The sequence below is a fragment of the Reichenbachiella versicolor genome, from assembly GCF_003171675.1.
Classification (GTDB): Bacteria; Bacteroidota; Bacteroidia; order Cytophagales; family Cyclobacteriaceae; genus Reichenbachiella; species Reichenbachiella versicolor.
This window is the reverse complement of record NZ_QFZQ01000012.1, coordinates 26,048-51,441: the sequence shown is the minus strand read 5'-3', so window position 1 is coordinate 51,441 and position 25,394 is coordinate 26,048. Positions and strand designations below refer to the sequence as shown.

Annotated in this window: 20 protein-coding genes; 14 read left to right on the top strand and 6 right to left on the bottom strand. The window is 36.2% G+C overall.

The features are described 5' to 3' along the window. The first annotated feature begins 932 nt into the window (after positions 1-932). The 4 genes from mnmG (at position 933) to DKG80_RS19450 (ending at position 7,760) form a co-directional block, all read left to right on the top strand. On the top strand, positions 933-2,795 hold the full coding sequence (gene mnmG / locus DKG80_RS19465) for a tRNA uridine-5-carboxymethylaminomethyl(34) synthesis enzyme MnmG (RefSeq protein WP_109833124.1): 1,863 nt from the start codon (positions 933-935) through the stop codon (positions 2,793-2,795). A 3-nt stretch (positions 2,796-2,798) separates the two neighbouring features. Beyond that, positions 2,799-3,677 carry a class I SAM-dependent methyltransferase gene (locus DKG80_RS19460; RefSeq protein WP_109833058.1) on the top strand — a complete coding sequence of 293 codons (879 nt, stop codon included), beginning with the start codon at positions 2,799-2,801 and terminating at the stop codon, positions 3,675-3,677. Next, the gene (locus DKG80_RS19455) at positions 3,674-5,392 is read left to right on the top strand and encodes an Ig-like domain-containing domain (RefSeq protein WP_109833057.1); all 1,719 of its coding nucleotides are present in this window, start codon (positions 3,674-3,676) and stop codon (positions 5,390-5,392) included. Before DKG80_RS19460 ends, DKG80_RS19455 begins: the two co-directional genes overlap by 4 nt. Before the next feature lie 541 nt (positions 5,393-5,933). Further along, positions 5,934-7,760, top strand: coding sequence for a tetratricopeptide repeat protein (locus DKG80_RS19450; protein WP_109833056.1), 1,827 nt, complete (start codon positions 5,934-5,936; stop codon positions 7,758-7,760). Positions 7,761-8,003: 243 nt separating this feature from the next. Here the strand turns inward: DKG80_RS19450 and DKG80_RS19445 are convergent, their stop codons facing one another. Further along, positions 8,004-8,387 (bottom strand): hypothetical protein, encoded by a 384-nt coding sequence (locus tag DKG80_RS19445; RefSeq protein ID WP_109833055.1) that lies wholly within the window; start codon positions 8,385-8,387, stop codon positions 8,004-8,006. A gap of 303 nt (positions 8,388-8,690) precedes the next feature. Between DKG80_RS19445 and DKG80_RS19440 the strand changes: the two genes are divergently transcribed. From DKG80_RS19440 to DKG80_RS19425, 4 genes are all read left to right on the top strand, one after another. Then, on the top strand, positions 8,691-9,155 hold the full coding sequence (locus tag DKG80_RS19440) for a MarR family winged helix-turn-helix transcriptional regulator (protein WP_109833054.1): 465 nt from the start codon (positions 8,691-8,693) through the stop codon (positions 9,153-9,155). Beyond that, positions 9,148-11,553, top strand: coding sequence for a 3-hydroxyacyl-CoA dehydrogenase/enoyl-CoA hydratase family protein (locus tag DKG80_RS19435; RefSeq protein ID WP_109833053.1), 2,406 nt, complete (start codon positions 9,148-9,150; stop codon positions 11,551-11,553). The genes DKG80_RS19440 and DKG80_RS19435 overlap by 8 nt, the downstream gene beginning before the upstream one ends. A gap of 224 nt (positions 11,554-11,777) precedes the next feature. Continuing rightward, complete coding sequence (locus DKG80_RS19430; RefSeq protein ID WP_109833052.1) at positions 11,778-12,953, top strand: thiolase family protein; 1,176 nt, start codon at positions 11,778-11,780, stop codon at positions 12,951-12,953. Positions 12,954-13,186: 233 nt separating this feature from the next. Continuing rightward, complete coding sequence (locus tag DKG80_RS19425; protein WP_109833051.1) at positions 13,187-13,666, top strand: hypothetical protein; 480 nt, start codon at positions 13,187-13,189, stop codon at positions 13,664-13,666. Between the two features lie 23 nt (positions 13,667-13,689). Here the strand turns inward: DKG80_RS19425 and DKG80_RS19420 are convergent, their stop codons facing one another. From DKG80_RS19420 to DKG80_RS19410, 3 genes are read right to left on the bottom strand one after another with little or no spacing between them, the layout of a single operon-like run. Further along, positions 13,690-14,178: a Fic family protein gene (locus DKG80_RS19420; protein ID WP_109833050.1), complete on the bottom strand. Its 489-nt coding sequence runs from the start codon at positions 14,176-14,178 to the stop codon at positions 13,690-13,692. Positions 14,179-14,187: 9 nt separating this feature from the next. Continuing rightward, positions 14,188-14,490 (bottom strand): hypothetical protein, encoded by a 303-nt coding sequence (locus DKG80_RS19415; RefSeq protein WP_109833049.1) that lies wholly within the window; start codon positions 14,488-14,490, stop codon positions 14,188-14,190. A gap of 29 nt (positions 14,491-14,519) precedes the next feature. Further along, positions 14,520-14,786 carry a hypothetical protein gene (locus tag DKG80_RS19410; RefSeq protein ID WP_109833048.1) on the bottom strand — a complete coding sequence of 89 codons (267 nt, stop codon included), beginning with the start codon at positions 14,784-14,786 and terminating at the stop codon, positions 14,520-14,522. Positions 14,787-14,878: 92 nt separating this feature from the next. On the opposite strand from DKG80_RS19410, the gene DKG80_RS19405 reads away from it, so the two are divergent. The 6 genes from DKG80_RS19405 (at position 14,879) to DKG80_RS19380 (ending at position 23,215) form a co-directional block, all read left to right on the top strand. Continuing rightward, positions 14,879-15,814, top strand: a complete 936-nt coding sequence (locus DKG80_RS19405) for a LysR substrate-binding domain-containing protein (RefSeq protein ID WP_109833047.1) — start codon at positions 14,879-14,881, stop codon at positions 15,812-15,814. Positions 15,815-16,823: 1,009 nt separating this feature from the next. Then, positions 16,824-17,171 (top strand): DUF6686 family protein, encoded by a 348-nt coding sequence (locus DKG80_RS21475; protein ID WP_394342257.1) that lies wholly within the window; start codon positions 16,824-16,826, stop codon positions 17,169-17,171. Between the two features lie 273 nt (positions 17,172-17,444). Beyond that, the gene (locus DKG80_RS19395) at positions 17,445-18,572 is read left to right on the top strand and encodes a PepSY-associated TM helix domain-containing protein (RefSeq protein WP_109833045.1); all 1,128 of its coding nucleotides are present in this window, start codon (positions 17,445-17,447) and stop codon (positions 18,570-18,572) included. After that, the gene (locus DKG80_RS19390) at positions 18,569-20,902 is read left to right on the top strand and encodes a TonB-dependent receptor (RefSeq protein ID WP_109833044.1); all 2,334 of its coding nucleotides are present in this window, start codon (positions 18,569-18,571) and stop codon (positions 20,900-20,902) included. Before DKG80_RS19395 ends, DKG80_RS19390 begins: the two co-directional genes overlap by 4 nt. Before the next feature lie 13 nt (positions 20,903-20,915). After that, entirely contained in the window at positions 20,916-22,163 is a 1,248-nt protein-coding gene (locus DKG80_RS19385) for a DUF4374 domain-containing protein (RefSeq protein ID WP_109833043.1), read from the top strand. 122 nt (positions 22,164-22,285) lie between these two features. Further along, positions 22,286-23,215: a helix-turn-helix domain-containing protein gene (locus DKG80_RS19380; RefSeq protein ID WP_109833042.1), complete on the top strand. Its 930-nt coding sequence runs from the start codon at positions 22,286-22,288 to the stop codon at positions 23,213-23,215. A 67-nt stretch (positions 23,216-23,282) separates the two neighbouring features. Here the strand turns inward: DKG80_RS19380 and DKG80_RS19375 are convergent, their stop codons facing one another. Together DKG80_RS19375 and DKG80_RS19370 are read right to left on the bottom strand one after the other, a co-directional pair. After that, positions 23,283-24,296: an alpha/beta hydrolase gene (locus tag DKG80_RS19375; protein ID WP_109833041.1), complete on the bottom strand. Its 1,014-nt coding sequence runs from the start codon at positions 24,294-24,296 to the stop codon at positions 23,283-23,285. A 1-nt stretch (position 24,297) separates the two neighbouring features. Then, complete coding sequence (locus tag DKG80_RS19370; protein ID WP_109833040.1) at positions 24,298-25,392, bottom strand: heparan-alpha-glucosaminide N-acetyltransferase domain-containing protein; 1,095 nt, start codon at positions 25,390-25,392, stop codon at positions 24,298-24,300. Positions 25,393-25,394 lie beyond the last annotated feature (2 nt).

Genomic DNA, 25,394 nt, shown 5'->3' with positions numbered 1-25,394 from the left:
AATCACTAAACACTATAAAAGTTCCAATCCTAAAATCTACCAACAATCCAACACCTGACAACCTATTGCAAATAGGTTTACCCGATAAAAAGCAATACCGACTAAACCTCAAATACTATTGGATCAAACTTGGAGGACTATAAAGTCTTCAACCTAATAACTCTTCATGATCATGTTATCAAACTCCATAGGCTTATTCACGAACCAAAAGTGTAGACAAGAAACAGTCATAGTTTAAAAAAGCTCACTCTAAATTGGAATCGATAAAACAAACTCAACACAAAACAACACGTGTTCCACGTGAAACACATCAACTATTTAAATCCTAAAAGCACTGAGCACAATCCGAATTCTGTTTTAATACTCACGTATAATCCTAGAAATAAAACTAACAGGTAATCTCCTAGCAAATAATTTAACTCACAAAAAATCCACAATACCCTTCACAACATTCCAAACTTTTTCATTCCCTTAAAAATTCATACGCGACATAGCATGAGTAATCATATTCTAATAGAAAGGTAAAACCCAACTCATCCTACATAAAAACTCATTACGAACATCTTTTAAAAGCCACTTAAACACCTTCTGTTAATGAAATTCCAACTTAACATATCACCAGTTAAACATCTACATACTCTACCTATCATTCAGTGAGTACCGAACACTTTAGATACAAACAGTATAAGATAAACTCGAAAAACATTAAATACTGTTTCACGTGAAACACCAAATAGACTAAAGAGTAGAACTATCCTGTTCCACGTGGAACATATTAAACACGACAATCAATATCAGCCATCACGGTACAACTAGAAAAAATAAACACCTTACTTATCTTTGCGGCTTTCAAATTGAAGACTATAGTTCCACGTGAAACATTAATAGGTTTTAGAGTATAAATGTTTCACGTGGAACATAATCATAAAAGTATGTTTCAGGATTACGACGTTATCGTAGTAGGCGCAGGACACGCAGGATGTGAAGCTGCTGCAGCTGCTGCAAATATGGGATCAAAAGTAATGTTGGTCACTATGAACATGAACACCATCGCACAGATGTCATGTAACCCAGCCATGGGTGGAGTAGCAAAAGGACAAATAGTGCGAGAGATTGATGCATTAGGTGGCTACTCAGGAATCATTTCTGATAAGTCTATGATTCAGTTCAGAATGCTTAACCAATCAAAAGGACCTGCCATGTGGAGTCCCAGAACACAAAACGACAGAATGCGATTCGCTGAAGAATGGCGACTACAACTAGAGAAAACACCTAATGTAGATTTCTGGCAAGAAATGGTATCAGGATTGGTTATCAAAGACAACAGAGTAGTAGGAGTCCGAACAGGTATGGGTCTTGAGATTAATGCTAAAAGTGTAGTTCTTACAAATGGCACCTTCCTTAATGGTCTAATCCATATCGGTGAAAAAAAATTCGGTGGTGGTAGAACAGGAGAAAAAGCTGCAACCGGTATAACCGAACAACTAGTCGAACTAGGATTTGAATCAGGAAGAATGAAAACTGGTACTCCTCCCAGAGTAGATGGTCGTTCACTCAACTGGGACATCATGGAAGAACAGCCTGGTGATGAGAACCCAGGTAAATTTTCATTTACCAATACCAAACCTCTGACCAAACAAACACCATGTCACATCACCTATACTAACGCTCAAGTACACGATATTCTAAAAACCGGATTCGAACAATCCCCTATGTTCACTGGCAGAATCAAAGGTCTAGGTCCAAGATATTGTCCATCCATTGAAGACAAAATCAACCGATTTGCAGAAAGAGAAAGACACCAGATTTTCGTCGAACCAGAGGGATGGAATACTGTTGAAATATATGTTAATGGATTCTCAACCAGTCTACCAGAAGACGTACAATACAAAGCCATAACCAAGATCCCAGGCTTCGAAAAAGTTAAAATGTTTAGACCTGGATACGCAATAGAATATGACTACTTTCCACCCACTCAACTAAAACATACTCTAGAAACCAAACTCATAGATAACTTATATTTCGCTGGCCAAATCAATGGTACAACTGGATATGAAGAAGCAGCCAGTCAAGGACTCATGGCAGGCATTAATGCCCACAACAAAGTACATAATAAATCACCTTTTATACTTGGTAGATCTGAAGCTTACATAGGTGTACTGATAGATGATCTTATCAATAAAGGGACCAATGAGCCCTACCGCATGTTTACCTCCAGAGCCGAATTCAGAATACTACTAAGGCAAGACAATGCAGATATAAGACTAACACAACTAGGATATGATTTAGGCTTAGCGAGTGAAGAAAGACTCACCACCGTTAATAAAAAAATCAACCAAACGGAGGAGACCATAAAGAAGCTTCAAACTATTAAGGTTAAACCTGAAGAAGTAAATGCCAAACTAGAAGCTATTCAATCTTCTAAGATTAGAGAAAAATCTCCAATGATTAATTTCCTAAGAAGACCTGAACTAAATATCGAAGATGTAATAGAACTGAGTGAAGAACTAAAAACATATACCAACTCCATATCTGATGATGTTCTCCAACAAGCTTCTATTCAAACAAAATACGAAACTTACATTGAGAAGGAACAAAACTTAGCGGAGCAAATGTCTAACTTGGATAATAAGTTAATTCCAGACGGATTTGATTATAGACAAATCTCTGCACTATCAGCAGAAGCTAAAGAAAAACTAAGTAACATTATGCCAACCAATCTCGGACAAGCATCAAGAATCAGTGGAGTAAATCCAGCCGATATTTCAGTATTGATGGTCTACATGTCTAGATAAATTATGTACGAAAAAATAGAAATCTGTCCATCTTGTAATAGCAAACAATTTAAGAGTTTCTGTATTGCAGATGACCACACCGTTAGTCAAGAGAGCTTTGCTATTATGCAATGTATCAACTGTAATCTTTTACTAACAAGTCCAAGACCCAATAAACAATCAATAGGTAAATACTACCAATCCGAAGAATACATATCACACAAAAACAAAGGGAACAACTTAACTAATAGAATATATAAAGTAGCCCGCTGGTTTACCCTTAGACGGAAAACTAAACTACTCGCATCACTAAGCGAAGGCCGAAAGATACTCGATTATGGATGTGGTGCAGGAACACTACTTGAACACCTTAATAAACAAGGGTGGAAAACAACAGGCATCGAACCCGATGACGAAACTAGACAGAAAATTATTGAAGAAACAGATCTTACTATCCTTAAAAGTCATGAAGATCTCAATACGAAAAAATTTGATATCGTCACTCTCTGGCATGTACTTGAACATGTCCATGATCTCAATTCCACTCTAAAAAAACTAACAGAAGTACTTAAACGAAAAGGAACTCTTCTAATAGCTGTACCCAATCATAATTCTCATGACCGTGAATACTACAAAGAAAACTGGGCTGCATACGATGTCCCACGCCATCTATATCACTTCACACCAGATACAATAACGGAACTTTTAAAAGCCCATAAATTCAAACTTAAAAAGACCATACCTATGAAACTAGATGCCTACTACGTTAGTCTTCTAAGTGAAAAAATAGCAACTGGAAAATCAAATTACCTCAAGGCATTTATTCGAGGATTAATTTCTAATAAATTCGCCAAACAAAATAACAATTACTCCAGTCTCATTTACGTATTCAAACGATCATGAAACATTTACTTCCAGCAGTACTACTATTAGTTTTCGCATTTGCAATGTCCTGCGCCAATCAAAGTAGTCCTACTGGAGGTCCTAAGGACACTATACCACCAACTCTCATTCATTCGAAACCTCTTCACAAAACCGTAAACTACACTGGACAAGATTTTACTTTAACCTTCGATGAAAGGGTCTCTGCCGACCGAATCAAACAGAATCTGATCATTACCCCATACATCGAAAACCCTTACAAATTCAAAGTCAAGAAAAACACGGTAATACTCCAATTTGAAGAACCCTTTGATTCTGCCACCACATACACCTTGAATTTTGCGGAAGGTATAGGTGACATCACAGAAAAAAATCCTCCAGTCAATTTAAAACTTGCCTTCTCTACAGGACCGATTCTAGATTCTATATACCTCAAAGGTTACGTTCACGATCTATACACCAATGCACCAATTAAAGAAGCACTAGTGTCTCTATACTCAGAAGAAGACACTATTGATGCATTCACAGGTAAACCAAGATACTTTACAAAAACGGATGAAGAAGGTCTGTTTACGATCGAAAATATCAAAAACGGCAAGTACAAACTTTACGCATTCATGGATGCTAATAACAACATGAAAATCGAACCCTCAGATGAACTTCATGGATTCAAATCTGGATACATAGATCTAAACCAAAGCGTTGATGAAATTAAAATTCCAGTACAGATTATAGACTCTAGAGAGCTCAAACTATCAAGAGGTAAAAGCACAGGAAGATACTTTGATGTACTATACAACAAGTTCCTATCAAAATACCTAATAAAACCTCTCGAAAACAAACCATTACCACTACCTAAAACCAACTTAATATCTGAAAATCAAACAATTAGGTTCTATAAACCCAATAAATTCAAATACGAACGAGATAGTTTAGGTCTTATCATACAAGTATTCGATTCATTGGAGAACAATAGACAAGATACACTCTATGTTAAATTCAAAGAATCCAAAAGAAAGCCAGCAACATTCGAATATACAATGGTACCAGCAGCTTCATATCGTTTAGAAGACTCACTAAAAATTACAATCGATTTCACAAAACCTATCACGTCATATAGCACCGATTCTATCAGCTTAAACTACGACACATTACTCATAGAATATCTAACAGAAGAAGTATTTTCTTGGAATCAAGATTTCACGAAGTTTCATGTGAAAACCCCAGTGAATAAAAATGTTTTTCCAGATTTAATAGATAGTCTTCTTCTTAACTACCAAGATACCACCAATACTGATTCTATTTTCTTTACAGAAAAAAGCTACCTGATGAACGTAGATACTTCTCTCATTAATTTCAACATACCTGCTGCAGCATTTGTATCCGTTGAAAACGATACGACAAAAGCTATTACTCGAGGCTACCTATTTAAAAATTCAACAGCTTCAGGAATCATCTCTGGAACAATCACATCTACTTCATCAAACTTCACATTACAGCTCGTAGACCCTTCATATAAAATTATTCAATCTACGGATTCTAAAACCACCTATAAGTTCAAAGATATCGAACCAGGTAAATACACATTTAGGATTCTAATAGACGACAACGCAGACGGCGAATGGTCTTCCGGTAATATCATCGAAGATATCGAACCAGAATCTATCTATTTCTATCCAGAAGTATTTGACGTCAGAGCCAACTGGGAACTTGAAAATGTCAACATTCAATTCTAAGTAGAACTCATTCTATCTACTTCTAGCAAACAAAAACTGAGTCAGTCTAAGTCCTAGCAACATAAACACACTCATAATAGAGACTCTACTGGTGAAACCCACTAGCACAGATTCAATTTCGTGTACACAGTAAATCTAAAGTTCAATCCAATAATCAGACTTTATCAACCTAAGCAAACCATGTTAATAACTGTGGATAACGTGTATAAATCATTAACAACCGATGTCTATAAGTATCCAAGTTATACTTACTCACACCAATATTTTGATATACCCTAGGGATAACTCTGATAAACTCATATTTCTCCACAAAACATACCAATCAACATTGTAGTGAATAACACGTTTCAACATCAAGATAAATAATGTTAGTAAATCAATAACTCATTGAAATACAAGGAACTTAATCTGTGGATAAACTGTAGCTAACATTTCCTTTATTCACCAACAAGAAACATATCTTAAATCCAAATTGAAATATCCACAAATCCACAGTGCTAATAAATAATAATAGTTTTATTTATATCTTATTTAATATATCATGTTGAAGAAATCTGTGGAAAAGAGAATATCATTCATTGTACTCATAATAATAAATGCGTTCACCATCGTGGCGCAAAATTCCACTCAAGTACAATTGGCAAATGAGTATTACCAAAATGGTGATATTCTAAAGGCTCGGGACATTTATGACCAATTGGCAAAAGATCCAAAAAACTATTTAGATATCCACAACAACTACTTTGAGCTATTAATCCAACAGAAAGACTTTAAAGCTGTAGATAAATATCTAAAAAAAGCAGAAAAAGCTTTCCCAATGGATATCTATTACAAAATAGATAGAGCTAGGCTATATCAAAGTATGGGAGATATGAATCTCTATACAAAGTATGTAAATGATTTGATTGAAAGATTCAAAAGCAGTGAGTATCAAGTGAGATTGGGTACTAAACACATGCTCAGCAAACAAATGAGTCAAGAGGCTATTAAAATGTATAAGGCGAGTAGGGCCGCTGTAAAAGACGAAACTAAGTACGCTTTGGAAATGGCAAATGTTTATAGACAGCTTGATCAGAAAGATAATATGATTGGTGAGTATTTGAACTTTGCTTCGCTTAGACCAGGCAATCTTCGATATGTAAAAAATATTCTTCAAACCGTGCTCCAGGATCAAGAATATATGGAAGCATTTCAAGCTATCTTAATTGAAAAAATTCAAAAGAATCCAAATATATCCATGTATGGTGACCTGTTAGTTTGGGTTAATATTCAAAGAAAAGATTTTTATGCAGCCTTCATTCAAGCCAAGGCTCTTGATAAACGTTTTAAGGAAGACGGGTTTCGTTTAATGCAAATAGGAGATCTCGCGATGGAGAACAAATTGTATGATGATGCTATTTCTATATTCTCATATATTATCGAAAAATATACTGTAGGAAATGTTTACTCAACATCTAAAAGAAAGATAATTCAAGCAAGAGAGTCAAAAATCAAAACTGAATTTCCAATAGATAAAAATGCAATTCACCAGCTTACGCTGGATTATCAAAATCTTATAAAAGAATTAGGTCTAAACAATTCCACATACGACGCATATCGAGGTAAAGCTATACTCCATGCCTTCTACTTGTATGAATATGATTCGGCCATTAACATCTTACAAAACCTAGCGAAAAGACCAAGAGTCGACAGAAAAACAAAAGCTAAGTCAAAACTGGATCTAGGTGATATCTACCTGCTGATAGATGAACCGTGGGAATCGACACTACTTTATTCACAAGTAGAGAAGGAAAACAAATCTTCTACTATCGGATACGAGGCTAAGCTTAGAAATGCTAAGTTGAATTACTACACTGGTAATTTCGACCTTGCAAAAGGTCATTTGGACATATTAAAGCAGGCCACAACAAAAGAAATTGCTAATGATGCTATCTTCTTAAGTCTATTGATAAAAGATAACACCATGATGGATTCGTCAGAATATGTAATGAAAGAGTATGCAGCTATTGAATTACTCCAATTTCAAAATAAGAATGATGAAGCTAAGAATGCATATGAGGAGATGCTAGTAAAATATACCGGTCATTCTATAGTAGATGAAATTCATTGGCAGATAGCGAATTTAGAATTGAAACAAGGAAATTTTCAAAATGCCATTAATCATCTACAAATAATCTACAAACAACATGGTCAGGATATTCTAGGAGATGATGCATTGTTTCTAATGGCTGATATCAATGAAAATCAATTAGGAAATAAAGATGCTGCAATGGAAATGTATCGAGAGTTCTTGACGACTTATCCAGGAAGCGTCTATGTTAGTGATGCACGTAAAAGGTTCAGAAAAATGAGAGGAGATCAGATTTAATCGCAGGGCGATAGCCTTTTGGGTTTAATTCCCCGATCCTTGGGTCGAGTAGAAATAAAATCCCAAAGATACCCCGTACCCTTGGGTCGGGGAGCTTCATTCACAAGGTCTAGCGCAAAGAGTCTAATTCCTCAATTCCTTGCGTCTCATAACTTCATTTAAGAAGCGATTATCTTGTGTCTTCAATTAGATTTAAAACCGTATTTGGGTAAATCTTGTTGTGATTAAGTTTTATTAGACAAATTACTTTTCTCCTTTGTGAACCAGGTATAGCCATTCCAATGCTTCTTCTTGGGTATTAAAAATATCAGCTTTTCTACCAGATGCTGTAATTACCCCTTTAGCAAGAAGCCGAGTCATGGAAGAAAGGCCGCAAACTGCTGTTCCCAATACATAACGTTTGTTTTCTACACCTACTTTGTTGAATACTTTCATGAGGCTTGTGCTAAACTCAAGGTGTTTTACACTGAGTAGAGAAAGCACCGATTTTTCACCATATTTAGGAATTTCAATCAACGTATCTTCTAACACCGCAATCGCATCTTCAGAACTGAGTTTCGAAAGATCAGTATGAATAATTTTAACCCCTTTGTATTCTATTTCAATAATTTTTCCAGTCTTACTCATTTATCTACTATCGATATGTATGTTCTAGGAAAACTAATATCCTTTCGAAAACTATTCAAACATCTAGATCATAACCTTTTTCATCTATAGCAGTAAAATGTTATGCATGCAGAATAATTTTTGGTATATTTGATAGAGGCGGTAAGAAAATTATGCAAATAATTCTCATTATCGAATAAGTTGCTGTTGAATAATTGAATAGAGGTTCTTTGGTTGGAATCTTTAGAATCTTATTAAAGTTCGACTAAGAAGTCAAGGAATTATATTCCAAGGGCAAACGCCCCATGATTAAATAACTGGTATATGAAGAAGGAAGAGACGGTAGATTATCACATCAAGGCAGCATGGCACGGAATATCCAGAATGTACAATCAAGGAGGAGCTAAAGAAGGAGTCAGTGCTTCGACAGGTTTTGTCTTATTGAATATTGATAAGTATGATGGTACACCAGCTACTAAAATAGCACCCGCATTAGGAATGGAAGCTCGTAGTCTCACACGGCTACTCAAAAATATGGAAGAGTCAGGTCTGATCACCAGAGTGCAGGATCCAGAGGATCGACGGTCGGTCAGAATTCGCCTGACAGAACAAGGAAAAGAAAAACGTGCTTTCTCTAAGAAAGCTGTTATCCTTTTCAACGAAGCAGTTCGAGAGCAGATATCTGAACATGATCTTGAATCATTTTTCAAAGTCATGCGATCGATAGAAAAAGTGATTGATACCAATAAAAATTTCGATACCAAAACAATATTAACTGACAATGAGTAACAGATCGATTAGGAAAGTAGCCATCCTCGGTTCCGGGATAATGGGTTCGAGGATAGCTTGCCATTTCGCCAACATCGGTGTCAATGTCTTGTTATTAGACATTGTACCCAAAGAGCTCACCGAAGCTGAACAAAATAAAGGTTTATCGTTGGACGATAAATCCGTTAGAAACCGAATTGTCAATGATGCTTTTCAAAGTACATTGAAAGCTAAACCCGCTTCACTTTACGATTCTTCCAAAGCAGCCTTGATCACACTTGGCAATATGGAAGATGACATGTCTAAAATCTCCGAAGTCGATTGGATAATGGAGGTAGTAGTCGAGAGATTAGACATTAAGAAAATAGTCTACGAGCAGGTAGAAAAATATCGCAAACCAGGTACACTCATTACTTCCAATACCTCGGGAATTCCTATTCACCTAATGGCTGAAGGACGAAGTGAAGATTTTAAAAAGCATTTCTGTGGTACTCACTTTTTCAATCCACCGAGGTACTTAAGGTTACTTGAGATTATTCCCACACCAGATACGGACCAAAAAGTCATTGATTTTTTGATGAATTATGGCGATTTATTTCTTGGAAAAGAAACCGTATTGTGCAAAGACACCCCTGCATTTATTGCCAACAGGATTGGAATCTACGCAATCATGTCAGCTATGCATACCATTGAGAAAATGGGAATGAAAGTCGGTGAAGTCGATAAACTCACCGGCCCAATTATTGGTAGAGCAAAATCTGCAACATTCCGTACGATGGATGTCGTAGGATTGGACACTTCCGTTCATGTGGCTAACGGATTGTACCAAGGATTGCCAAGTGATGAATCAAGAGATTCTTTCAAACTTCCAAGAATAGTTCAAGAATTGTATGATCGAAAATGGTGGGGAGATAAAACCAAACAAGGGTATTATAAGAAAGTCGTTCATGAAGGAGGTAAAAAAGAGATCTTAGAATTAGATCTAAATACTTTCGAATATGGTCCAAAATCAAAAACACTTTTTGATTCATTAGGAGAAGCTAAAGACAATGAAAACCTAAAAGAGAGAATCAAAATTCTTGTCAATTATGACGATAGAGCAGGAGAGTTTTATAGGGCAACATTCTTTGATCTCTTCAAATACTGTTCTTTCAGAATTCCTGAAATATCTGATGAACTGTATAGAATCGATCAAGCTGTTTCGGCAGGCTTCGCCTGGGAAATGGGACCCTTTGAAACTTGGGATACACTGGGAGTAAAAGAAATTACAGAAAAAATGCAGCAAGCTGGTATGAAACCAGCTGATTGGGTCACTGAAATGTTAGCAGCTGGACACGACAGTTTTTATAAATTCGAAAACGGTAAGAAGTATTATTACGACATTCCATCCAAAGAATATAAAGTTGTACCAGGAACAGAAGGTTTCGTGATACTCGATGCTTTCAAACAAAATAATATTGTCTATCAAAATCCGGGCAGTACGGTATATGATATTGGTGATGGCATTCTCAATGTCGAGTTCCACACGAAGATGAATTCTATAAGTGGTGATGTCATAGAGGGTTTGAATACAGCTATTACAAAAGCAGAAGAAAATTTTCGTGGAGTGGTAATCGGAAATGAGTCACAACAGTTTTCTGCTGGAGCCAATCTTGCAATGCTTTTTATGTATTCCTCGGATCAAGAATGGGACGAAGTGGATCTTATGATTGCTCATTTTCAAAAGACTATGATGAGAATGAGATTCTCAAACGTACCAGTGGTGGCAGCTCCATCAGGCTTGGCATTAGGTGGTGGTTGTGAGATGTCATTACATTGTGATGCGATACAAGCACATGCAGAAACATACATTGGTTTAGTTGAATTTGGAGTAGGTGTAATACCCGGAGGTGGAGGAACCAAAGAGTTTGTATTGCGAGCTTCGGATGAATATGGTGAAGGAGATCCAGAATTAAATACGCTTCAGAAATATTTTATGAACATAGCAACCGCTAGAGTCGCTACATCAGCAGCAGAAGCTCGAGCTATGAATATTTTGAGACCGCAAGATCAGGTGACTTTGAACAGATCTCGACTTTTGGCTGACGCAAAAGCAAAGGCAATCAGTCTTGCAGAGTCAGGTTATACCAAACCCACCGAGAGAACAGATATTAAAGTTCATGGTAGAACTGCAATGGCAATGTTCGAAGCAGGTATCGCTGGAATGCTCTACGGACAATACATTTCAGAACACGACGCTAAGATTGCAAGAAAGCTTGCTTATGTAATGGCCGGTGGGGACCTCACACAGTCTACTAAAGTATCAGAGCAGTATTTACTAGATCTAGAGCGTGAAGCATTTCTAAGTCTATGTGCAGAACCAAAAACACTAGAGAGAATTCATAGCATTTTGTTCAAAGGGAAGCCTTTGAGAAATTAGACCTTAAGAATAAAGATTTAAGAACTTACTATAAGGCATAATGTTAGACAGTTAATGATTTCGAAAAAATCAAATGACTTGGCTTAACAATTAGATTTATAGAGTCTTATCAATTGAAAATTATTGAAGCACGAAAAACTGAACGACAAAAATGATATTCGCATTCTCCAAGAGTTAGGAAGATGAGTCATTGTTCTTTTATCTGAATATTTAATATCAATATTATGGAAGCATACATTATTAAAGGATATAGAACGGCAGTAGGAAAATCAAAAAAAGGTGGATTTCGATTTACCAGACCAGATGATCTAGCAGCTGATGTGATTACACACTTGGTAGCAAGTGTACCTGAGCTTGATCCAACACGGATTGATGATTTGATAGTTGGAAATGCAATTCCTGAAGCAGAACAAGGAATGCAAATGGGTAGAATGATTTCCTTGATGTCATTACCAATGGAAGTTCCCGGAGTAACAGTAAATCGCTACTGCGGATCAGGATTAGAAACAATCGCTATGGCTACCGCAAAAATAAAAGCAGGAATGGCAGATTGTATTATTGCAGGAGGTACCGAATCCATGTCATTGGTACCCATGCTAGGATATAAAACGGCTCTCAACTGGAAGATTGCAGAAAAAAATCCGGAGTACTATCTATCAATGGGTATTACAGCGGAAGAAATAGCTAAGGACTATGGAATTACAAGAGAGCAAGCCGATGAGTTCGCTGTAAGTTCTCATGACAAAGCACTTGCCGCAATCAAAGACGGAAAATTCAAAGAAGAAATTGTTCCGATCACAGTCGAAGAAACTTTTGTCAATGCAAAAGGCAAAAAGGAAACTCGAAAATACATAGTAGATACTGATGAAGGACCAAGACCAGGAACATCTATGGATGGATTATCCAAGTTAAGACCAGCGTTCAAAAATGGGGGTATGGTCACTGCAGGGAATTCTTCACAAACTTCAGATGGAGCCGCATTCGTTATCGTGATGTCTGAGAAGATGATGAAAGAATTGAAACTTGACCCAATCGCAAAACTGGTAACGTATGCAGCAGCAGGAGTCAACCCGAGAATTATGGGAATCGGTCCAGTAGCAGCGATACCAAAAGCTCTAAGTCAAGCCGGAATGAAATTGGATCAAATCGAGCAGATAGAATTAAACGAAGCTTTCGCCACACAAGCCTTGGCAGTCATCAAAGAAGGAGGCCTCAATCCAGATATTGTTAATGTAAACGGAGGAGCAGTTGCTCTGGGTCATCCACTAGGGTGCACAGGTGCAAAATTATCCATTCAGTTAATCAATGAAATGCGCCGTCGCAGCCAAAAATATGGAATAGTAACAGCTTGTGTAGGTGGTGGTCAAGGAGTAGCCGGTATTTATGAATTTTTAAATTAATTTTTTGATTTTTTTATAAACGGTTCGTCGAAAAGCAATACTTTCGAACAACAAACAATCCTGTTCGATAGAGCAGGAGGACTCTTTCAGTAATTGCAGAATTGTAATTACCAACAACCCAAAAACAGGCGATCCGCAACGGTCGCCTGTTGTTTTATTGGTCTATCAGTTTTGTCAAAGTATCAATTTTTATCAATGTTTGTTGAATTCTACTTGAAAGTCACTTCCCGAATATGAAAGCAGCATCCATACGAGATCTTAAAATTGAACTCAATACCAAAACCAAAAAGGAGTTGGTAGAACTATGTCTTCAAATGGCAAAGTTCAAAAAAGACTCTAAGGAACTGCTTACTTACCTGCTGTATGAGGCACAAGATGAGGAAGCATATATAGAAAGTGTGAAAATAGAAATGGATGAACTTTTTGATCAAGTAAATTCATCAAGCTATTACTACGTGAACAAGTCTATGCGCAAAATACTACGGTTAGCCAAAAAGTTCATTCGTTACTCCAAGAAGAAAACAACTGAGTTTGAACTGCTCAAATACTTTTGTGAACAACTACTCGAGAGACACGCACCGCTTTCGAATTATACACTGGAAAATATCTACGATCGTCAGATCATAGCACTGCGAAAAATCGTCGCTTCGCTCCATGAAGATTTGCAATATGACTATGGAATAGAATTAGAGAGATTAGAAGAAATGAAATAACTATGAATTTATATTTTATAAATTCATAGTACTTGTGATAGACCAACAGCTTTGGACACGGGGTTTTCTACCAGATCGTGAATAGACCGAGTCAATTTCCCAACACTAAACTCAAGACGTCTCCATTCAAGATCAAAGAAATGTTGAGTAGCGAACGCCAGTCTGTTTTGATTCTTCGTCAAATGAATAAAGCTCAGATATTTTGACCTTAGATACGATTCGTAATCATTGATGTCATGGATAAAAATCGGAGGAAATAGATAAAACATTAGAATCCAGTTTTTACCCATTCGTGCGATCAGATCATTACTGTTTGAAAATGGTTTTATTCTCAAAATCTCATGATGAAAGTAAAATGCTTTCATTACAGGATTATTGATATGACGCAATTCTTCAAATAGCAAAGGAACAAGATTTTCAATGCTGCAAGGAGGCGGATGACCTTCAAATTCGCTTTCGGAAAACTCACGGTAAGGAGATAGTTCAGATTGATACAACTCCGGCTCGAGCATTTTGTGTATTTAAATGAGTTGCATTTCACTCTCCAAAAGGTGACTATGCTTGATTTCACTCGTAATGAAATGTATACAACTTTGGAGTCTAAAGTGTAAAGTAGTTGGACTACCAGGAGATTCAAAAATAGCGTTTTGGTAAGCAAGAACTTGCTTCAGTTCATTATACTGAATTACAAACTGAGACAGTACACGTTCTGAATGTGATGAGTTGCAAAACGTCATTCTTCTGTATATCTCGTCTACCGAATTTCTCAGTTCCTGATATTTACTTGAAGAGAACAAAACGCTATTTGGATTAAGTAGTTCCATCGAATGATCGTTAAGAATTGAAAGTAGCTTTATCCAATATCAATTGTAGTAGTACTGGTATATTTTACTCTCTTACCTAAAGCTTCTGCTTGCTCGAGAAAACTATGAACAGATATAGGAGATACACCTTTAAGTTCTACTGTTTCACCATTTACCCAATTGAACTTCGCTTCGTCAATTTCGCCTTTCTCCTTCATGATCTCTTTAAATAGCTTCTTCATTTCAATTGACTCTTGAAAACTATTTCGTCTGGAGGGATTTTCATTCGTTACTTGATTGCTTATAGAAATTTTCATGTCCTTACTTTTTTACCTAATCACGCAAATATTATCAGTTTGATTCATTAAAAAATATTTAACTTTATTATCTAAAATATAAATACAATGTTATGCATTACACGCTGCACCAACTCAAAATATTTACTTATGTAGTTAAATATCAGAGTATTACAAAAGCAAGTGAAGAACTATTTTTAACTCAACCAGCAGTATCGATACAGTTGAAAAAACTTCAAGATCAGTTTGATATTCCACTAACAGAGGTCATCGGACGTCAACTTTTTGTCACGGAATTTGGTAGAGAGATCGCGGAAGTCGCCAATAGAATTTTAGATGAATCATCGAAGATCAATTCAATGGTGGATCAATTCAAAGGCTTTTTATCTGGAAAAATAACTGTGTCGGTAGTGTCCACGGGCAAGTACGTAATGCCGTATTTTCTAAACAAATTTTTAAAAGATCACCCCAAAGTTGAAATCAGCATGAATGTGACCAACAGATCTGCAGTGCTTGAGAGTCTCACGAATAATGAAACTGATTTTGCCCTAGTGTCTGTACCTCCAGAAGATCTCAAAGTGAATCAAATCGAATTAATGGAAAACAGATTGCAGCTAGTGTGTAATTCAGACCTATACAAGGAATTGCCAGACCGGAAGTTGACTAAAAAGGATATTGAAAAACTACCATTAATATTTCGAGAACAAGGTTCCGCCACACGACGAGCTATGGAAGATTATCTTAATTCTCATGACATACACCCAAAACCGCGATTGGAATTGATGTCGAATGAAGCAGTGAAGCAAGCCGTTAATGCCGGACTAGGTTTTTCGATTATGCCGCTTATTGGATTAAGACATGAATTACTATCTGGAGAGATGAAAATCGTATCAGCAAAAGATCTTCCTGTAGTCACAGAATGGACATTGATTTATTTGAAAGGCAAAAAACTATCACCAGCAGCACACGCCTTTGAAGACTATGTCAATCAACATAAAGATGATGTGATTGAAAAGTACTTTACATGGACCGAACAAGATTTTCACTAATTAGAAACCCCTAGCCAATAATATTGAAATCATCATATTTTAAGTAGAGAACCATCTTCACCCTTATGCTTTTGAATTGCTAATTATGGCTTTTTCAACCAAGAAAGACCGTTCGAAACCTAAGAATTGTATTAATACTATGAGAAATTGTAGTAAGACAGGACATAATTAGACTTTACTTATACAGAATGTGAATCTGATCAGTATGAATTATAATATTCCAATATCTAATGTAAATATGATTATATAGAATTATAATTTGATTAGAATGAATTGAACTTTTATCAGATGATAAATGGAATTTACGCTTTAATGTATTGGAATAAGAAAAGCCAGTCTTATTAGAGTTTAGCAGCGTTCATTAAAGGCAGAAATGTTGATTCATAAATTGTAAGTAGTTTGGAACGGAAGTCGTTTTTGGTAGAAAAATCAAAACGAATTTTAGTAGTTAGAAACTAACACCATACACCAAGCCAGATCCAGGAAGACACCTTGCGGTTATCCACGCAGGTCGTGTCAATCAAACCAGATGTTGTTAAAAGTTTCAATTCGTCCAGTTAGGCTATACTTGGTTGAATAAAAAAAACCGTTGATGAACTTATATCTACAGACTCTACACAAAAAAGAGTTTGAGGATATCATTTGAGAAACAAAACCCAATAAGAGACCTGTTACTGTCAAGTGCAGGAAACAGTTGAAACTTTTTATGCAGCCTTTTGTCTGATCACGGCTGAATTAAGAGGGGCTGTATACTACGGTCTAGGAATACAATCTCGGTAAGACATTATTTAGAATAATTCTATATAAAACTTGGATACTTGATTTCAGTTACGTAGAATTGCACAACTATTTAGAATAATTCTAAACAAAAAGAGTTCAATTCTATTCTCTCAATTACTTGGTTAGGCTCATGTAATGAATGCTTGTTATTTGAATTGAACGATTTGAAGACCTCCGAGACCATGCGAACAGTGTGGTTTCAGGAGGCACAAAACCAAAATCGAAAAACATGTGTGTGATCAATGAAAATATCATTTTAAGTGAATCCAAAGACATTCAAATAAGTTGGTGCAAAAAATGTCAATCATATACGCTTATACACAAGAGTAGCTTTGCAACTTTTAACTCAGAAGAATTAAAACACTTCAAATCCACCTTGGAAGAATTAAAACATACGGACTATAAATTTTCAAAAAATGGGAATAGACATGTACTCATTCGAAACGCCAAGACTGCAATAGGCATATTTATAACAGAAGTCGAAAAACAAGAATTACTTAATGGAATAAGAAAGGCCTTAACCCTGTCTGAGCTATTTGAAATAATCTACTCACCTAATTCTGTCAGCGATGAATAGGTTTTCAGAGTTTGATAATTTCCTCATAGATCTATCTCGTGAAGTGAAGCGTTCACCAGAAAAGGCTAATCAAATAGTTAACAAGGCTATTCAAGATTCTAACTGTCCTTATCTGAAGGAAAAGATTAGGGGCTATATCACATCACTTAGTAATCTGAAAAACTAAACTTATTTAGACTGAATAAATTTGATTTTATGCATTTCAGTGACTAGCCTTGCGGCTCTAAGTAGAATTAGTCTAAATAAGCATAAAGCATAACGAGTAAGAATAACATGAGTATCAAAAAGACGCTAAGGTACATTCATATGTATTTGGGCCTTATTACTGGCATAGTGGTTTTTATAGTAGCGGTCACTGGCTGTTTGTGGGTATTTCAAGAAGAGTTTACAAGGGAAGATTCTCATATCTACGATTCGATGGATCATCTTCATTCTGTCACACCATCTCAAGCAGCATCAATGGCTAAAACCGCTATTCCAAATCAAACCATACATGGCACGAAGTACGGAAAGCCTAACCAACCAGTGGAAGTGATATTTTATGATGCAGATCCGCTTTTTTATCAATCCGTTTATTTAGATCCAGTCAATGGCCAGATTGTTACTACTAAGGATCATACTTCTGGTTTTTTCGCATTTGTCCTGAAAGGTCATATGTTTTTGTGGATGGGAAGGGAACTAGGCTCTTCTATAGTCCAATATTCCACTTTAATCTTTACCATTATTCTAGTAACAGGCATAGTACTGTGGTGGCCAAAGAAGAAAAAAAACCGAGGACAGCGATTCAAATTCAAATGGAAACCCACTACCGGATGGAAAAGAAAAAACTTTGATATTCATAGTATTCTTGGTTTCTATGTTTCGTTTTTAGCTATAATAATAGCTTTCTCTGGTCTGATCATGGCATTTAATTGGGTGTACTATATCACCTATAAAAGCTGGGGTGGACAAAATGCTCCGCAGTTTATAATTCCAAACAATTCTACTTCAACAGCTTTTGATAATAAGCCTGAGCCAATTGATTCACTTGTTCCTAAACTGGCAGCTGAATATGTTGACTATGAATACATAGAACTTCATTATCCAGCTTCTGATACAGCTTCTATCTATATAGAAATCAATACTAGTAAAGGAACTTACTATGATTCGGATTATCGATTTTTCGATCAATACACAGGTGAAGAAATCGAAACGACCAGTATCTATGGTAAATATCAAAATGCATCAATAGCCGACAAAGTCATAAGAATGAATTATGACATCCATGTTGGTGCTATCGGTGGATTAGCCGGAAAAATCATCGCGTTTTTTGTTAGTCTGACCATAGCATCATTGCCTGTTAGCGGGTTTTTACTTTGGTATGGCAGGAAGTTCAAGTCCAAGAAAAAAACTAACCAATGATCAAAATCTATTACCTAATAATTTGTACTATTCTCATAACGCCTATGTGGTCATTGGCACAAGGAATAAGAGGAAGAGTGATTGATAATGAAGGAAACCCAATAATTGGTGCAACTGTTCAGGATTTAAAAACTGGTTCTGGGGTAATTACGGATACCAAAGGGTTTTTCATTTTATCTAATTCCACTTCAGAAAAAATACAACTGAAAGTTGGTTCTGTCGGATATACAACTCTCACAGACTGGTTTGATTTAGCAGAAGGTGTATCTATCGCAATTACCCTTGAGGAAAACACGCTAGAACTGAATGATGTCGTCATCACAGCTGATACTGAAGTCGCACTCAAAAAAACTTTAGGTTTCAATGTAGAAGCCATCAGTGTAGAACTACTACAGGATGTCAATCTTGATATCAATCAGATTCTATCTATGTCCAATGGTATTATGGTTCGAGAATCAGGCGGTCTAGGTTCCAATTTTGATTTGTCTCTCAATGGCCTGTCTGGAAAGCAAATTAGATATTTTATGGATGGTGTTCCAATGGAAAACTTCGGTTCATCATTGACGCTCAACAACTTTCCTTCTAATCTTATTAGAAATATAGAAGTTTATAAAGGAGTAGCTCCGATCGAGCTTTCAAGTGATGCTCTTGGAGGGGTTATCAATATCAAAACCCCTAATCTAAATGAGCAATTTATTGATGCTTCCTACTCTGTAGGTTCGTTTAATACACATAGAGCTTCTTTATTTGGACAATACAGCACTTCAAAAGGTCTTTTTGCTAGAATATCGTCATTCTATAATTATTCTGATAATAACTATTGGATGGATGGTACTCCAGTTGTAGATGAATTTGGAAATGTAACAGGAGGTCAAAAGGAAAGGAGGTTTCATGACAGTTATTCATCTTCCTATTTAAGTGGGAGAATAGGTCTGACCAATAAAAAACTAGCCGATGAGATTTCAATAAACATTATTCATGCAAACAATTTAAAGGAATATCAGCATCCAGATGTATCGGTTAATAGAGTATTCGGAGGATATCATACTAAAGGTAATTCTAATGTTGGCTCCGTTAATTTTCGTAAGAAACACAACAAAATAAACATACAATTAAATGCACTATATGGATTAAGTAGATCTACGGTTTACGATACACTAAATAAACGATACTCATGGAATGGTCAGTATCAAGAGCTTGAATCCAACTCCGGTGAACTATTCAATCAAAAATCAATTTTTAATGTCGAAGATAAATTCTCCAATGGATTGGGAGTTTTAAAATATCAAATCAATGAAGAGCATCAAATAGTAACAGCGGCTAATTATAAAGTACTAAACCGAAAAGGAAGCGACGACATTAACCCCAACAATATAGCATTTACAGCTCCTAATTATTTAAATAAGTCTATAGTAAGCTTCTCATACGACTATCAAAGCTCAAATAAGGATTTTGGATCAAGTCTATTTGCTAAGAAATACTGGTTAAGTGCAGAAATAAATGCGGAAGATTTTTTAGGGAGTGGAGAACTGAAGACTACTAGAGCAAAATCTTCTTATCAAGGATACGGGGTAGCTTTTAGCTACCTTCTTTCTAAAAAATTACGTGGTAAACTGTCTTTTGAAAAAGCTTATAGACTGCCAGAGCCTGATGAGATAATGGGAAATGGACAGTTCGGTCTTCCAAACCCTGATTTACGACCAGAGAATTCAAACAATATCAATACAGGAATTGTTTTTACGAATAATGCAAGGTCTTCAAGTGTTAACTCCGAGCTCAATATATTTTATCGTCCCGTCAAGGATTTCATAGCATTCATCAATGATCAAGGAGTATATGGCAAAAACTATAACGTTGGAAATGTTCAAATCTTAGGGTTTGAAACATCCACCATTTACAAACTGAATCGAAACTACGTTGTCAATGTCAACCTTACGTATCAAGATCTAAGAGATCAGACACCTAGAGTAGAAGGTTTAGAAAACTCCAACTATGGAAACCGTCTTCCCAACATCCCCTACTTCTTTTGGAACTTGGGGTTTGCCTATAATTATTTCTTAAATGACAATAAAGTAACCGTTTCATGGAACACCAGATACGTTCATGAATTTTTTCTCTATTGGGAGAACCTTGGTTACAAAGGTTCAAAAAATAGAATACCAACTCAATTCACTCACGGAATCAATATCAGCTATTCTTTTTCTGAAGGGAAATACAGTCTCTCAGCTGCTGTAGCCAATATAATGAATGCACAGGTCTACGATAATTTCAACATACAGAAACCTGGTAGATCCTTTTCAATCAAAGCAAGATATTACTTAAACATATAAATATTCAATTAACATGAAAAACACCCTTTATATATTGGTGCTATCCATATTAGCATCTATTGTCTTACCTAGCTGTGATGAAGATGATCTTAATTTTGATAGAGGAATTACCTTCTTGATCAAAACTACTGGTGGCGATGAGCCAGAATATGTAGTTACTGAGGAAAACATCATGTCAGGAACACTGTCAGCTGAAGGAGTTGGTTTTGAATCATTCGATTGGAATTTTTCATATACTGTAGGAAAAACCTTGTTTGTCTTAGGATATGAAAACTTTGAAGCTAAAGCTTATCAAGTAGATGCTGAGGGCAAGGTTGCCGAAATAGCAAAATTTCTATTGGAAACACCTTTAGAGGTATTTGGAAATGTCAATAACGAAACAATGCTTGCTATCGATGCTCCTAGAGACGGAAGTCATACAGCGAGAAAGTTATATTTCATTGATGCATCGACTGGTTTCATTACCGGTATCAAAGACATTTCGATTTATGACGTGGATACAGGAACTGCCGGAGCAGGAGTATCAGCATGGCCTACTGCCCTTCAAGTAGTAGGAGACAAACTTTTTATACCATTTTATCTTGTGGATGATGCAGGAGGCTATACTACTCCCAACCCGGACAAAGCATACGTAGCGGTATATTCTTATCCTAATGTAGAATCTGAGCCTATTAAGATTATAGAAAGTGACAAAACATCAAACATCGGTGTAAATGGAACGAGTACAGGTTTGATTCAAAATGATGAAGGTCATTTATTCTCTTATTCTTCAGGTTCTTATTTAGGAGGGTTTTTGCCAGTTACTACGAAACCATCAGGGATTTTAAAGATCAATAATGGTGAATCTGAGTTTGATGAAGATTATTTCTTTGATGTAGAAAATGCAGAAAACGGAGGTATCCTTTTCTGGATGGATTATGCAGGTGAAGGAAAGGCTTTAGCTAGATTATTAGTAGAAGATGTTGATCCTGCAACTGATCCGGGTTATGATTTTTACTGGGGTGCTTTTGGAAGAGGTATATTCAATCAAAAGCTAGTGGTAATAGATCTAGACGCAAAAACTATTACTCCAGTAGCAGATGTTCCGCTAAATGCTAAGCGATATACTACGCCATTATTAATTCAAGATGGGATGACCTATGTAAGTATAGAAACAGAGGATGAAGCGTATGTATATCAAGTAGATATAAATAATGCCACTGCAATTAGAGGAGCTAAAATCGAAGGTAAAACGATTAAAGGTTTCTGTGATCTTTATTAAGAGCTTTGGGGTATTCATTATGAGTGCCCCAAATTCTTAAATACTATATTATCTCATATAAACCTTCTCCAAAGTAAATACTAAGACCAGCATCTAGAAATTGGTAGACTTTTGCATTTTCAATGACGAACCTTGACCAAACTTTAGAAAAAATTGATTCTACTTTTCTGGAAAGTGTCAATATTGAACTCTCAAAAATCAAACTGGAATTTGGTACAGGAAAAGTTGAAACTTATAGCTTTGAATGGGGAGTTGTATGTATCAGTGATTTATTACTGTCAACGGACGTACAGCAGTATATTCCTAAGAGACAACAGTTTCTATTTTCTTTCCTTTTGGAAGGTAAACAGTCCTATACAGTAGGAAAGAATAGAGTTTTTCATGAGGCTCATCATGTGGCAGAAATCGAGTTGGAAGCCTTTGGGTTGCATATAAACCTGCCTAAAAACGTTAGATATCATGAAATAAGACTTCTTTTATCGCAAGCATTTTTTGTTAAGTATGGAATAGAAACGAATGCACTGATTGATAGAATACCCAGACTGATCTCTCCAAAGGAATTCATGCTTCTCATTGAAATATTACATGATAGTAAAAAGGGTCATTTGAAGAGGTTGTTTTTAACAACCAAAATTCTCGAATTGATCACATTGAAGAACGTTCAATCTTTAGCATATCAAATAGACCGAGAGTCAAATAATTCAAAAGACATTGCTAGCGAAGCCAAAGAAACCATAGAATCTAAAAGTGATAGTTTTCTATCTATCGCTGAATTGGCTAAGACTGTGGGAACAAATGAATCTACTCTTCAAAAAGACTTTAAGATTACATACGGACTCACAATATTCGAGTATACAACTCAACACAAAATGGAATTGGCAAAGAGTCTGCTAAAAACTTCAGATAAACCGATTTACGAAATAGCTAATCAAATAGGATATAAAAACGCTACGCATTTTACGGCAGCATTTAAACGCTACATATCTTGTACGCCGAGAGAATATAGAAACAGATCCTATTCTTATGTTGATTTTATATCAGAAAGAGAATGAGTTTTCTAGTCAGAGTCTCTCCATACCCTCTCATTTTCTTAATAGAAATGTTTTACTAGCTAATAAATTAGTTCTTATAAAATGCGTCTTGCAATGTGCGGCAGGCTAAATCCACCGCTTCAATCGAAGCTGGAGTATCTGCCAACCAATTGAGTACCATGAAGTCATGAACGGTACCATTGAATCTTTTTGATATTGTTTCGACACCAGCATCTTTTAACTTTTCAGCAAATGCTTCACCTTCATCTCTCAGAACATCCAATTCTACCGTGATTACAAGTGTGGGAGGCATCTTTCGTAGTTTAGACTTTTTTATTCTTAAAGGAGCCACTATGTATTTTTTGGATAGTGTGCTAGTAGATAAATACGAATCAAAGAACCACTCCATCGAGCTTCGTGTCAAATAGTGTTTGTCGGCAAACATTTGATAGGATTGTGAGGAGGTAGTAGTATCCGTAATAGGACAAAATAATAGTTGACAGTATAGTTCTTTATGAGTCTTATTATCGAGCATAAATGAAATGGCAATAGCTAGATTTCCACCAGCACTATCTCCACCAATCGCCAACTTGGTAATATCTAACCCCTCTTTTGCACCGTTTTCCCGAATCCACTTCAATACAGCATACCCTTCATCTATAGCAACAGGGTATTTGGATTCCGGTGCTAGCGAATAATGAACAAAAACTACAGCTACATTGGCATTTTCTGAGATATTTCTGACCAGTCTTTCATGTGTTTCTAACCCACCAAGTACCCATCCACCACCATGGAAATAGAGAAATGTTGGAAGTGGTTCGCTGGACCTCTTTGGTTTTACAATACTGATTTTGACTTCGATACCATTTTGTTCGATAAACTGTGTATTTAATGTACTTGTGAATTCATAATCATATCCATACTGCATGTCAACGTAGCTCTGCCGAGCTACCTCTAATGGTAGTTTTTCTAAAGGAGGGCCGTCATAAGCGTTAAGGTCGTCAAGAAGAATCTTCACCTTAGGGTCTATGTTTCTAATGGATTGCGAATATCCACAGAGCGTCCCATTTATTAGTAGTACGAAGATCAGCAGGTGTTTCATATCAGGTATATGAGGGTTTAATGTCAGTTGAAGCCCCTGAAGCCAGATACCTTTTAGACTTGAACCAATTTTTAATCTTCAAAATTACTATGGTACAAATAGTTAGGCATATAATAATGGCTAGACAGCCCGTCGTACCTTGTGAGGAAAACCCAAAGAAGTACATCCCCCAATTGATAAGTATCCACTGAATGAAATAATACCCTGTTACCTCTCGGCTATTAAAATAAAATAGATCATAAAGCCTGTTGTGCGGAATATACTTCACCAATACATGTCCGATCCACACTAGAAATATGTTTAAACCCATCAGCAATAAAAACCCTCCAGGCCCCATGTGATAATAATCCGCAAAATGGTAGTCGTAGTTAGTTATATATAAAAACCCTCCTACTGTGACCAATAGGGCACTGTAAATCAACATCTGCCCATACATTTTTTCTGGACTACCTACTTCTCGGTAACATATGCCGAAGAATAAACCAATCATTACAAATGCACTCCAAGGAAACATAGGAAAGTATACATTGAATTCATTACCCCAGAGGATGTCTGTAACATAGTTTAGCCCTACAATACCAAGTCTATATCCGCTCAACTCTTTCGAAACAACAACCATCAATAGTGCTAGGCCTAGAATTACATATTTGTTTTTAGAAAGAAGCTGGATTAATGAAATGAGAATCAGTGTGAATCCGGCAAGCTGTAAAATATCACCAAGCAGAAAGTAGTGTTTATACAGTTCGAAACTTCCATTCTCAAATCCTCCGGCTTGCAAATAATTATCTGGAAATAGACCCATAGAAAGGGGAATTACAAATCGAAGAATATTCAGAATGTATCCGAATGCAGCTAGTTTCAATCCTCTGATAGAAGCGCTGAGGAAATCGCTCTTAGAAGAAAATGCAAAGGAAATTCCCATGATAACTAAGAACATGGGGCTGCCTCTTTCAGCTATTTGAATCAATTTCCCGAGCCAAGAAGTTTCCCAAGTATTTATATCAGAATAAATCATCATAGAATGCACAGGTATCATCATAAAAACGCTGATACCTCTGGCCATGTCTATCGCTTTGATCCGTTTCTTATTTTCCATGA